Consider the following 12,563-nt stretch of genomic DNA (forward strand, 5'->3'; position numbering starts at 1 on the left):
TGGGCTCCGACGCGCGCATGACAGGGGGTCGGCTGCATGTCTGACGACGGCACCACCCCGACCTCGTCCCGCGCGGGCGCAAGCGGCGTTCTGTCGATTGACGCCATGGGCGGCGATCATGGCCCCGAGGCCGTGGTCGCGGGTCTGGCCCGCGCCGTCCGAAAGACGCCTGCCATGCGCTTTATCGTGCACGGCAACAAACCCGTGCTTGAGGCGTTGATCGCCAAGCGCAGGGGCCTGTCCGATCATTGCATCGTCCGCCACGCCGAAGGCATCGTGCAGATGGATGACAAGCCGTCTCAGGTCGTGCGCACCGGCAAGGACACATCCATGTGGTCCGCCGTCGAGGCGGTCAAATCCGGCGAGGCCGAGGTCTGCGTCAGTTGTGGCAACACCGGCGCGTTGATGGCGGTGTCGATGATCCGCCTGCGCAAGCTGCCCGGCGTGAACCGCCCCGCGATTGCGATTCTCTGGCCGTCGCGCAATCCGTCCGGGTTCAACGTGATGCTGGACGTTGGCGCCGATATCCGCGCGGACCCCGACGATTTGTTGCAATATGCGCTGATGGGCATGTCCTATGCCCGCAATGGTCTGGGCCTTGAACGCCCGCGCGTCGGCCTGCTGAACGTCGGCACCGAAGAGAACAAGGGCCGCAGCGAGCTGAAAGACGCCCATGACCTGATCGAGGCCAATGCCGATCAGAACCAATACGATTTCGTGGGCTTCGTCGAAGGCGGTGATATTCCCGCCGACACCTGCGACGTGATCGTGACCGACGGCTTTACCGGAAACATCGCGTTGAAGACCGGCGAAGGCACGGCGCGTTTTGTCCGCGATATGCTGGCCGAGGCGTTCGGGGCCACGATCCTGTCCAAGGTGTCGGCCCTGCTGGCGATGACATCCCTGAAACGCCTGTCCAAACGGATCGACCCGCGCCGGGTCAACGGCGGCGTGTTTCTGGGGCTGAACGGAACGGTGGTGAAATCCCACGGCTCCGCCGACGAGACCGGCGTGGCCGCCGCCGTGGGCCTGGCCTGGAACCTTTCGAAATCCGGCTTTTCGGAGCGGTTGAAAGCCCGCGTCGCAGCCGCAACCCGCACCCTGGAGTCCTGACGCTTGAGACGATCCATCATCAGAGGCGTGGGCCATTACCTGCCCGAACGTATCGTGGAAAACTCCTGGTTCGAGAGCTTTCTCGAAACCTCGGACGAATGGATCAAGTCCCGCTCTGGTATCGAACGCCGCCATTTCGCGGCCGAAGGACAGATGACCTCGGACCTGGCCACCGCCGCCGCGCAGGCCGCGTTGGATGACGCGGGGCTGCAGGCCGATGACATCGACGCCATCATCCTCGCCACTTCGACCCCTGACCTGACGTTTCCGGCAACCGCCACCATCGTTCAGCAAAAGCTGGGGATGACGCGCGGGTTCGCCTTTGACGTGCAGGCGGTTTGCGCGGGTTTTGTCTATGCGCTGACCAATGCCGACGGGCTGATCCTGTCGGGCCAGGCCAAACGGGTCCTCGTGATCGGGGCGGAAACCTTCAGCCGAATCATGAACTGGGAAGACCGCACCACCTGCGTTCTGTTCGGCGACGGTGCCGGCGCGCTGGTGCTGGAGGCAGGCGAAGGCGCGGGCACGTCGGACGACCGGGGGATCCTGGCCACCGATCTGCATTCGGACGGCCGCTATCGCGACATTCTGCAAGTATCGGGCGGGGTATCCGCAACCCAGACCACGGGCCACCTGATGATGGCCGGCAAAGAGGTGTTCCGCCACGCGGTCGAGAAACTCGCCGCGTCGACCATCGCGGTGATGGACAAGGGGGGCGTGACGGCCGAGCAGATCGACCGCGTCGTGCCCCATCAGGCCAACATCCGCATCATCACCCGCACAGCGGCCAAGCTGAACCTGCCGATGGACAAGGTCATCGTCACGGTTGCCGATCACGGCAACACCTCGGCGGCATCGATTCCCCTGGCGATGTCCGTGGCCAAGGCCTCTGGACAGTTGCGCGAAGGTGATTTGACCGTGACAGAGGCGATCGGCGGCGGTTTGGCCTGGGGTGCGCTGCTGCTGCGCTGGTAGGCAAAGCGCCTTGCGGGGCAACGGCTTTCGCCATTTTATCCCCGGCAAAGGCCCGCGTGTGAACTTCGATGCGTAAGCCTCGGCATTGACTTGCCTTTCCCTTCACGCGAAGCTGCGCCCCAAGGTGCGGCAACCCGATCACAGGAGTGTGACATGGCAGGAAAGACCCTGACCCGAATGGACCTCAGCGAAGCCGTTTTTCGCGAAGTCGGCCTGAGCCGAAACGAAAGCGCCACGCTTGTCGCCTCGGTTTTGCAGCACGTCTCGGACGCGCTGGTCGCCGGCGAACAGGTCAAGGTGTCCAGCTTCGGCACCTTTTCCACACGCGACAAATCTGCCCGCGTGGGCCGCAACCCCAAGACCGGCGAAGAGGCCCCGATCCCGCCCCGCCGGGTTCTGACCTTCCGCCCTTCGCACCTGATGAAGGACCGTGTGGCGGCGGGCAACAAGAAGGGCTGAGTTTGACTCGTGCTCCGGAAAAATCCGACGGTGCGTTTCGCACCATTCGCGAGGTTGCCGACTGGCTGACCGTGCCGACGCATGTCCTGCGGTTCTGGGAATCGAAGTTCGACCAGATCGCGCCCGTCAAGGGCGCAGGCGGTCGGCGCTATTACCGGCCCGAGGACATGCGCCTGCTGGGTGGCATCAAAGTGATGCTGCACGATCAGGGGCTGACGATCCGCGCCGTCAGCCAAAAGATCGAGGACGACGGGGTCGACCCCGTGATGGCCTTGTCGCCAGAGCTCGAGATGCCAGAACAGCCGATCCAGCGCACGCGCCGCGTCATCCGCCAAGGGGAAGATGACGGCCCGGCCAAGGTCGTGCCGCTGCGCGACGCCGGATCCGTGGCACCGGTCGCCCCCCCCGCGGCGCCGGTCGAGATCGCCAAGGAACCGCCAAGTTCCCCAGCCGAGGTCATGCCCGAGCAACCGGACGCGCCCGCGCCCGACACCATGGAAAGCGCGCCTGCCCCGGCCATCGAAGATCCCTTGCCCGAGGCCCCCGCACCGGAACCCGAAACGCTGGACGAAGCGCCGGTCGACACGCCCGAGGCCCCCCTGCCCGACGCGCCCGCCGACGCGCCGGAAACAGTGACCCACGCCCCCGATCCAGAGCCTGAGCCTGAGCCTGAGCCTGAGCCTGAGCCTGAAACGCCCGCCCCGCCGCCCGAGGACACGCAACCTGCGGATCCGGTGGCCGAACCTGCGCAGGTGGTCGACGCCGTGGTCCCGCCGCCGATGCCGACGCTGCGGGCCTTGCGATTGGCGCGTGCGGCAAGAACCGTGTCCGACCCGGACCGGATGCGTCTGCGGCGCGTGATCCGACGCTATCGCGCGCTGTGCGACGAAATTTCCGACGACCTTGCGGAGCATCGGACGGACCGGTGAAAACCTTTCGTTTTCCCGCTTGCGCCCCCGGCGAAAGGCCGTATGTATTGCCGCCAGTCGGGCTATGGCGCAGCCTGGTAGCGCGTCCGTCTGGGGGACGGAAGGTCGCAGGTTCGAGTCCTGCTAGCCCGACCAATAGCACCCGTGCCGGGGTGCCCTCAAACGCCTCTCCCCTGTCGGGGCGGGGCGTTTTGCGCATCAGGGGGACCGCGCCATGACCTATCCGACAGGTGTTCTGGCCAGCCAGCAGATCGAGGCGATGGTCGCCACGGGGGCCATCACCGCCCCTGATCTGGTTGCCGGACAGGTGCAGCCAGCCTCGCTGGACCTGCGACTGGGGGATGTGGCGTATCGGGTCCGCGCCTCTTTCCTGCCGGGTGCCGGGCGCAGCCTGACCGATCGCCTGCCCGAGTTCGAGATGCACAGGATCGATCTGTCGGATGGGGCCGTTCTGGAAAAGGGGGCCGTCTATCTGGTGCCCTTGCAGGAACGTCTGTCCCTGCCTGCCGGGCTGTCGGCGGTGGCGAATGCGAAATCCTCGACCGGGCGGCTGGACCTGTTGACGCGGACGGTGACCGATGGCGGGACGGAGTTCGACCGCATCCCGACCGGCTACGACGGCCCGCTCTATGCAGAGATTTGCCCGCGCAGTTTTTCGGTTCTGGTCCGCCCGGGCATGCGGCTGAACCAGATCCGCTTCCGCGCCGGCGAGGCGGTGCTGGACGATGATGCGCTGCGCGCCCTGCATGACCAGTCGCCGCTGGTGGATGGGGTTCCGGTGATCGACGAAGGCCTGGGCTTTTCCGTCGATCTGGAACCGGGACCGGGGGACCTGGTGGGCTGGCGGGCCAAGCCGCATACCGGTGTGATCGACCTCGACCGCCTGGGCCACTATGCGCCCCGCGACTTCTGGGAAGCGATCCGCACCGACCGCCGACAGATCATCCTCGACCCCGGCGCGTTCTACATCCTCGTCAGTCGCGAAGCGGTCACCATCCCGCCGACCCATGCCGCCGAGATGGCCCCCTATCTGGCCATGGTCGGAGAGTTCCGGGTGCATTACGCGGGATTCTTCGACCCCGGTTTCGGCCACGGCACGCCCGCGCGCGGCGTGTTGGAGGTGCGCTGCCATGAGGCCCCCTTCGTTCTGGAACATGGGCAGGTCGTTGGGCGGCTGGTCTATGAGGCTATGTCGGACGTGCCCGCGCAGTTATACGGTCAGGGGATCGCGTCGAACTATCAAGGTCAGGGGCTGAAGCTGTCGAAGCACTTCGCCACCCCCTGAGCAGGGCGGCGTGAACCCCGCCCTACGCGGTCAGCGACAATGGGCAGGTTGCGCGTTGCTCGGCGGTCAAGGCCTGCAGCCGGACGACATAGGTGTGCACCGTAAATACGACGGCGCCGGTCCGTGGCAGACGCAGCACCGTCTGCCGCTCTGACCGGAGAAAACGCGCAGGCCTAGAGGCCGGGCGGGGATCGGCTTCGCCATGGGGCTGGTTCAGGTCGGGCCGCGCATAGGCCAGCGCATTGGCCCGCCACATCGGGCGGCCGACCTGCACGCGGTCGAACATCCGCTGCACCCTGTGGGCGATATCGGCATCGTAGTCCGGCACCGGGCGGTGAATACGCGTGAGAGGGCGGCCAATCTTTTCCGACAACGTCCAGGACGCCGGAAAGCAGAGCAATCCGGCAGACAGCACGTGTTCCCTGGGGCCGCGCGTCAGGATCAGGAGATCTTCCTGCAGGAGGCGCGACAGAACAAGCAGCGGCGGGCCGTCGATATCGATACGGACCCCGTCGGGACGCAGGATCTGTGCACCAGTTCTGGCAAACCCCGGCGGCAGGTCGGCCAGGACACCGGCGCGCAGTTCTTCTGCCGCGGCCTCTGCCTCTGGCAAGAGGCACAGCACGTCATCCCGGCGCGCCCGAAGCAATCGCGCCTTTTCCGCCAACTGCGGCTGATAGGCGTCGTCCACGATCGCCCAGTGCCCCTCGACCGGCCGCATTCCGGGCATGCGGGACAGCGCGGGATCCGACCAGGGCGTGTAGGGCAACCGTCCCTGAAGGATTGCGGTCATTCCTCGGGCGCGGCAGTGCTGAGCAGATCGGTGCGGTCGTTTTCACGCCGCTCCTCGTCCACCATCCGTTCGATCGTGGTGTCGGCGGCGACGTCCCGTGCGTCCAGGTGCGGTTTCTCCGGCTCTGGCGTATCGTCTTCCGACAGGACCAATGCCTCGGCGCGCCGGTCGGTATCCGGCAAGTCGATCACCGGCAGACCGCCACCGGTCAGGTTCAGGCGATAGCTGGGCTCTGGCAGGCCGATGCCGGCCCGTGTCAGGGCGGCCATCACGACGCGCAGCGCCTCGCCACGCGCCACTGCAAAGTTCACCTCGCGCTGGTTGACCCAGGCCAGGAATTCCATCGACACGGTGCTGTCGCCCGCCTCCTTGACCCAGACCTGCGGCGCGGGATCAGTCAGGACAAAGTCCAACTCGGCCAAGGTCGCCAGCCCGATCTGCCGCGCCTGCGCCAGATCGTCGTTCGGATCGATGCCCAACATGAACGAAAATCGACGCTCCTCGTTGCGCGTGTAGTTCAGGATCTTGGCCTTAAAGACAAAGGAATTGGGCAGGCGCACATGATTGCCGTCCGCGTCCAGCAGGATCGTCGCCCGGCTGGTCAGGCGGATGACCGACCCGGCGCTGCCCTCGATATCGACGTAGTCATTGGGCCGGAACGGCTGGCGCAAGGACAGCATGACAGAAGCGATGAAGTTCTCGACCGTGTCGCGAACGGCAAAACCAACCGCCAGACCGACGATGCCCGCCGCCCCCAACAGACCGGTCAGAACCGCCGTCGCATTCAGAATGTCCAGCGCAACGACCACCCCGGCCAGCACAAAGGCCAGCCGCAGCACCACGCGGTAGATGTCGGCGATGAATGCGTTGGGCGCGATGCGTTTCCACGGCCAGTCCCAGCGTGCCAGAAGAACCCCAAGCAGGATGACGAACACGCCCGCCGTCACCGCCACAGCCAGCAGCGGCAGATAGGTCACCGTCTGCCAGAACCGATCCTGGAACCGTTTGACCACAGGATCCAGACGGCGCGAGACGTCCGTGCTCTCGATGACTTCGCTTTCGATCGCGACGACGCCGTCGACGCGGGCGGCCAATTCCTCCAACCGGGGGATCGCCTCTCCGTCGAGGACCTCTCCGGTGAAGGTCACGATGCCTTCGCGAACATCGACACCAACCTCGGCGTAGCCGTCCAATTCAGCGATGATTGCCTCGATCCGTTGCTCGATTGCCAGATCGCCACGCGAATCCTGGGTGGTGGAAATCGTGCCGGAAGGCTGTGTCGGGGCATCCTGGGCAGCAGCGGGGCCGGCCAGGCAAAGCAGGAAAAGAAGCGCGCGGATCATCTGCGCACAGTTGACGCGCCCCGCGCCCGGATCAAGCCCGAACGCGGGGATTTTTTGGCAACCCTGGGACCAGGGTGTCAGCCGGTGACCTGTTCCCGCAGGATCGCGGCGGTGAGCGAGATCATCAGATAGGCCCCGGCAAAGATCAGGAACGCCAGAATCGTATTTTCAAAGGACCGCGGATAGGTCGCCTCGTCCGTCGGCAGGGGCGGAACCGGCGTGGACAGATACCGAACCTGACGATTCGCCTCGATCCGCGCCATTTCCTGTTGTTGCGCCGCCTGTTGCAGCAGCAGTTGCCGCGTCGTCAGATCCATCTGCGCCACGCCCAGTTCGGCGGTCACCCGTGCCAATGATGCACCGCTGTTGACCCCATCGGTCAGGCCGGCGCGCAGACTGTCCAGTTCAGCCGTCAACCGGTCGATATTACGTCGCGACACGTCCACCCGCGTCGGGTTGGGGCGCGCATTGGCCTGCAATTGGTCCAGGCGCAGCCGTTCGGCCCGCAGCTCCGTCTCGATGACGCTGATCTGGCCATAGCGGTTGGTCAGCTCGGCGTCGGCAGATACGACACCCAGCTGTTCCTGCAGCGAGACGATCCGCGCCTGCGCCTGCAACATCCGTTCCTCGGCCGCCTGGAAACTATCGACCGCACCCGCCATCTGGTCAGAGCGGAGCCGGGCGGTCAGTTGGTCCACCTGTTCTTCTGCATAGCCGATAAGGGCCCGGCTGAAGGCGGCGGAAACCTCCGGATCGGCGGCGACCACCTCCATCTTGATGACGCCCTCGGTCGGATCGTAGCCGATTTCGACCATGCGCTGATACAGTTTGTAGGCGGCTTCCTGCGTGCTGTCCGGGTCGAGCCGTTGGAGGGGGTCGATCCCTTCGGCCGAAAAATGCTCCTTGAAGCCCAGATCCGCATCGAGCCGTTGGAACGCGTCGCGCGACAAGAGATAGCCCTGCACCGAAATGCTGTCTTGTTGCGTGGCGATCCCTGTCCCGGAAAACAGCCCGCCCAGACCGGCCCCGCCAGCCGCGGCGGCGTCGGCCTGTTGGATGATGAATTCGGACTTGGTGGCGTACATCGGGGTGGCGATCACATAGAAATAGATCGCCGCGATGACCGTCGGCAGCGCCACGAAAAACGCCAGCCGCGTGGTCAGCAGGGCCAGCCTGCGGCGGCGGCGCTTGGCGATGTCGCGCTGAATCTTGACGATCTCAGAGGCGCGGGCGTCTGCGTCCATGACCACGGGATTAGGATGCGCGGGCGGCGGGGCCTGTTTCTGGACGGCAGGCAACTGGGCGTCAGGGGCCGCCGGGTCGGTCTGACCGGGGACCAGTTGCAACATGTTCGACCGCTCAAACGGATTGATCCCGATCTTGCGCAGCGCCTCGATCGCCTGGGCATCATCCTCGACCTTGATGCCGTGTTTCTGGGCGATGCGTCGGGCCATGCGCATCTGACGGCCGGACGGCGCCTCTGTCTTGGCCTCTGCCGGTGCGGGGGGCGCGGGTGCGGGCGCGGCGGTATCGGAATTGGCGGCGGGCGCGATCTGGTCTGGGGCGACGGCGGGAACCGGCCCCTCGGGCACGGTCACGCCGGGGGTCAGAAAGGGACCGTCCGGGCGGATGCGGAACTTGCGAGCCTTAGGCGTCGTATTCATAGAGCCTCCGCGCTTCTTCAAGCGTGTCGAAGTGATAGATCTTGCCATCGCGCAGCACGGCGGCCGAATGGGCGAACCGTTCCAGGATACGGGCCTGGTGGCTGACGATGACGACGGTGGCATCCTGAAGCCGTTCGCGCAGGATCGTGCCCGCGCGTTTGTTGAAACCCGCGTCTGTGGTGGACGGCATCCCCTCATCGATGAGGTAGATGTCGAATTCCAGCGCCAGCATCAGGCTGAAACTGAACCGCGCGCGCATCCCCTGGCTATAGGTGCCGACGGGCATGTCGAAGTATTCCTTGATATCGCAAAGCCAGCGGCAGAACGCCTCGACGTAGTCGGGATCCAGGCCATACAGCTGCGCGATGTAGCGGGCGTTTTCGGTGGCCGTGTTCTTGGGGATGATCCCCCCCATGAAACCCAGCGGAAACGACACGCGCGAGGTGCGGCGGACCTCGCCCTCGTCAGGTTTTTCAAGCCCCGCCATCATGTTGATGATCGTCGTCTTGCCGGTGCCGTTGGGGGCCAGGATACCGACCGACCGCCCCGCCTCCACCCGGAAGGACGCGCGGTCAAGGATCACCTTGCGCTGCTTGCCGGTCCAGAAGGACTTACTGACGTAATCGAATTCGATCATGCGCACGGGCACCTGGTTGGACTCATGAAAGAGGCCCCCAATATGGGCGCGCCCTGCCCTGCTGATAACCGGTTAATCCGTCTACATTGTGGACGCCCGGGCGATTTTCACACCGCCCGGGCGTTATTTTGCGGCGAACTTGCCGAAAATTGCCCGGCTCTCGCCTTTATCCGGCCACCTTCTGCACTTTGGCAAGCTTGCCTGCGATCAAGGAAATCCCGGCTGCGGCAAAGCTGAACAGCGCGCCCATCTTGGCGGCATCCTGAACCGGTCCCGGTTCGAACGCGACGGAGGCCACGAAGAGAGACACCGTAAAGCCAATCGCCGCCACGCAGCCGATCACGAACAGATCGACGGTGCGCATCCCTGCTGGCAGCCCGAGTTTGAGCGTATGCGCCCCGATGTAGCCGAACAGCAGCACGCCAAGCGGTTTGCCGATGATCAACCCCGCAAGGACCAGCCAGGTCGGCTCGGAAATCGCCGAGAATTCAACGCCCGCGTTCATCAGGCCAAAGAAGAACAAGACGATCTCCACCGGGTGTTTCAGCAGGTGTTCCGTATGGTTCAGCAGATCGGTCAGATACTGCTCCGCCTCGGCAAAGATGCCGAAGGCACGGTCCGCGTGCGGCAGGGTCGGCACGATCGGCAGCAGGCCAAGCGCCGGATGCAGGCCGGACTGGGCAAAGCCGAACCAGGACAAGGCACCGGCGATCAGATAGGGCCACCACGACAGTTTCTGCCGGACCCAGGTGGAGCGGGGCCGCAGTTGATCCCCGGCATCCAGCTTGCGCGGCAACCAGTTGAACAGAACGTACACGCCCACAGCAGAGGCCAGCGACAGCAGCAACCAGACCGGGGCCAGTTCCCCCGACGGATAGAAGATCGCCAGGATGATCAAGCCCGCTGCATCGTCGGCAATCGCCAGCAGCAGCAGAAAGCGCACCGCCGGGTGACCCGCGCCGAACACAAGGCGGCCGACCAGATAGCTGAACGCGATGTCGGTCGCGGTGGGAATGGCCCAGCCGTTGGCGACCATGCCGAACTTCTCGGCACCCAGGAACCAGGCGAGGCCCAGATAGACCGAAATCGGCCCGATCATGCCACCCAGCGTCGCAAACAGGGGCGTCGCCGCCTTTTTGCCGCGCAGGGATCCGTTTTCCAGGATCACCGCCTCCCAGACTTCCTTGCCCGCGATGGCAAAGAAGAACGCCATGAGGATATCGTTGACCAGGTAGTGTGCCGTGACGACCTTGGCCGTTTCGGCGTGGCCAAAGGCCTCGGCGTCCGGGCCCATGAGCAGTTCCCAGTGGTGTAGATCTGCCCCGATCCAGTTGTTGAACCACAGGGGGTATTCGACCAGCAAGTGATAGGAATGCGCATCGCTGTTCGCCCAGACCAGCGCGATCAACGCGCCTGCAATCAAGAGCAGCGAATAATTAGTGAGAAAGTTCCAGACGCGATACATTCATGCCCCCTTGAATATCGTTCTGCACTGCTAACGGAGGTGGCTGGACAGGACAAGCGCGCGACGCAGGCCGCGATGCCTTTGATCCGGGTCGATTGGGCCCACAACCTGATCCCGGCGGGACGCGCGCCCGGATAAAGCCTCTGTAAAGCGTGACAAGGGCCCCACGAGGGGGCCCTTGCACTAACGTGTTCGCAAAAGTCGGCTGAACGCCGCCTTACTGCTTACATCATGCCGCCCATGCCGCCCATGTCGGGCATGCCGCCACCGGCGCCAGCACCTTCCTTGGCAGGCTTGTCGGCAACCATGGCTTCGGTCGTGATCAGCAGACCGGCGATGGAGGCTGCATCCTCCAGAGCGGTGCGGACAACCTTGGCCGGGTCGATGACGCCGAACTTGAACATGTCGCCATATTCTTCGGTCTGAGCGTTGAAGCCGAAGGTCAGGTCGGAGCTTTCGCGGACCTTGCCAGCAACCACGGCACCGTCGACACCGGCGTTTTCGGCGATCTGACGCAGCGGGGCCTCGATGGCCTTGCGCACGATGGCGATACCGGCGGTCTGGTCGGAGTTGGCGCCTTCCAGCCCGTCGAGCGACTTGCCCGCCTGAACCAGAGCAACACCACCGCCCACGACGACACCTTCCTGCACGGCAGCGCGGGTGGCGTTCAGCGCGTCATCGACACGGTCCTTACGCTCCTTCACTTCCACTTCGGTCATGCCACCGACGCGGATGACGGCAACACCGCCGGCCAGCTTGGCAACACGTTCCTGCAGCTTTTCACGGTCGTAGTCGGAGGTGGTCTCTTCGATCTGACCACGGATCTGAGCAACGCGTGCCTCGATCTCGGCCTTGTCACCGGCACCATCGACGATGGTGGTGGTGTCCTTGGTGATCGACACGCGCTTGGCGGTGCCCAGCATCTCCATGCCGACATTCTCAAGCTTCATGCCCAGATCGTCGGAGATGACCTGACCACCGGTCAGGATCGCGATGTCCTGCAGCATGGCCTTGCGGCGGTCACCGAAGCCCGGTGCCTTGACGGCAGCGATCTTGAGGCCACCGCGCAGCTTGTTGACGACCAGCGTGGCCAGAGCCTCGCCTTCGACGTCTTCGGCGATGATCAGCAGGGGCTTCTGCGACTGGATGACCTGCTCCAGCAGCGGAACCATCGGCTGCAGCGACGACAGCTTCTTCTCGTGCAGCAGGACGATCACGTCCTCCAGCTCGGTGGTCATCTTGTCGGGGTTGGTCACGAAGTAAGGCGACAGGTAGCCGCGATCGAACTGCATGCCTTCGACAACATCGGTCTCGGTCTCGAGGCCCTTGTTCTCTTCGACGGTGATGACACCCTCGTTGCCGACCTTCTGCATCGCGTCGGCGATCTGACGACCGATTTCAGCTTCTCCGTTGGCGGAGATGGTGCCGACCTGGGCGACTTCGTCGCTGTCGGTCACGTCACGGGCAGCGGCCTTGATGGCCTCGACGACCTTGGCGGTGGCCATGTCGATGCCGCGCTTGAGGTCCATCGGGTTCATGCCGGCGGCAACCGACTTCATGCCTTCCTTGACGATGGCCTGGGCCAGAACCGTCGCGGTGGTGGTGCCGTCACCGGCCTCGTCGTTGGTGCGGGAAGCAACTTCCTTCACCATCTGGGCGCCCATGTTCTCGAACTTGTCTTCCAGCTCGATTTCCTTGGCGACCGAAACACCGTCCTTGGTGATGCGGGGGGCACCGAACGACTTGTCCAGAACCACGTTGCGGCCCTTGGGGCCCAGCGTGACCTTGACGGCGTCGGCGAGGATGTTGACGCCTTTCAGCATGCGATTGCGGGCGTCGGTGTCGAATTTCACGTCCTTGGCGGCCATGTTATTCTCCTGAGAATTGAATGTGTTGGGAT

The 12,563-nt window shown here is 64.6% G+C and carries 11 protein-coding genes and 1 tRNA gene; 6 read left to right on the forward strand and 6 right to left on the reverse strand.

Features of this window, described 5'->3' with window-relative positions:
- Positions 1–36: 36 nt before the first annotated feature.
- From plsX to K3551_RS14660, 6 genes are all read left to right on the forward strand, one after another.
- A complete protein-coding gene (plsX, locus tag K3551_RS14635) occupies positions 37–1,113 on the forward strand; it encodes a phosphate acyltransferase PlsX (protein WP_259914794.1) in 1,077 nt (358 codons plus the stop codon).
- Positions 1,114–1,116: 3 nt separating this feature from the next.
- Entirely contained in the window at positions 1,117–2,088 is a 972-nt protein-coding gene (locus K3551_RS14640; protein ID WP_259914796.1) for a beta-ketoacyl-ACP synthase III, read from the forward strand.
- 153 nt (positions 2,089–2,241) lie between these two features.
- A complete protein-coding gene (gene ihfA / locus K3551_RS14645; RefSeq protein WP_259914812.1) occupies positions 2,242–2,547 on the forward strand; it encodes an integration host factor subunit alpha in 306 nt (101 codons plus the stop codon).
- Between the two features lie 2 nt (positions 2,548–2,549).
- Positions 2,550–3,476 carry a MerR family transcriptional regulator gene (locus K3551_RS14650; protein WP_259914814.1) on the forward strand — a complete coding sequence of 309 codons (927 nt, stop codon included), beginning with the start codon at positions 2,550–2,552 and terminating at the stop codon, positions 3,474–3,476.
- Positions 3,477–3,534: 58 nt separating this feature from the next.
- Positions 3,535–3,611: transfer RNA gene (locus tag K3551_RS14655), tRNA-Pro, on the forward strand.
- 79 nt (positions 3,612–3,690) lie between these two features.
- The gene (locus K3551_RS14660) at positions 3,691–4,761 is read left to right on the forward strand and encodes a 2'-deoxycytidine 5'-triphosphate deaminase (protein ID WP_259914816.1); all 1,071 of its coding nucleotides are present in this window, start codon (positions 3,691–3,693) and stop codon (positions 4,759–4,761) included.
- Positions 4,762–4,783: 22 nt separating this feature from the next.
- Here K3551_RS14660 and K3551_RS14665 read toward each other — a convergent pair whose 3' ends face one another.
- From K3551_RS14665 to groL, 6 genes are all read right to left on the reverse strand, one after another.
- Positions 4,784–5,554: a DUF3445 domain-containing protein gene (locus K3551_RS14665; RefSeq protein ID WP_259914819.1), complete on the reverse strand. Its 771-nt coding sequence runs from the start codon at positions 5,552–5,554 to the stop codon at positions 4,784–4,786.
- Positions 5,551–6,897, reverse strand: coding sequence for a mechanosensitive ion channel family protein (locus K3551_RS14670; RefSeq protein WP_259914830.1), 1,347 nt, complete (start codon positions 6,895–6,897; stop codon positions 5,551–5,553). Before K3551_RS14670 ends, K3551_RS14665 begins: the two co-directional genes overlap by 4 nt.
- Positions 6,898–6,974: 77 nt before the next feature.
- The gene (locus tag K3551_RS14675) at positions 6,975–8,561 is read right to left on the reverse strand and encodes a capsule biosynthesis protein (protein WP_259914840.1); all 1,587 of its coding nucleotides are present in this window, start codon (positions 8,559–8,561) and stop codon (positions 6,975–6,977) included.
- The gene (locus tag K3551_RS14680; protein WP_259914842.1) at positions 8,545–9,198 is read right to left on the reverse strand and encodes an ABC transporter ATP-binding protein; all 654 of its coding nucleotides are present in this window, start codon (positions 9,196–9,198) and stop codon (positions 8,545–8,547) included. Before K3551_RS14680 ends, K3551_RS14675 begins: the two co-directional genes overlap by 17 nt.
- Positions 9,199–9,364: 166 nt before the next feature.
- The gene (locus K3551_RS14685) at positions 9,365–10,663 is read right to left on the reverse strand and encodes a Na+/H+ antiporter NhaA (protein WP_259914845.1); all 1,299 of its coding nucleotides are present in this window, start codon (positions 10,661–10,663) and stop codon (positions 9,365–9,367) included.
- Between the two features lie 224 nt (positions 10,664–10,887).
- Entirely contained in the window at positions 10,888–12,531 is a 1,644-nt protein-coding gene (gene groL, locus K3551_RS14690) for a chaperonin GroEL (protein WP_259914847.1), read from the reverse strand.
- Positions 12,532–12,563: the final 32 nt, after the last annotated feature.

The sequence above is a fragment of the Jannaschia sp. M317 genome (genome assembly GCF_025141175.1).
In the GTDB taxonomy this organism is placed as follows: domain Bacteria; phylum Pseudomonadota; class Alphaproteobacteria; order Rhodobacterales; family Rhodobacteraceae; genus Jannaschia.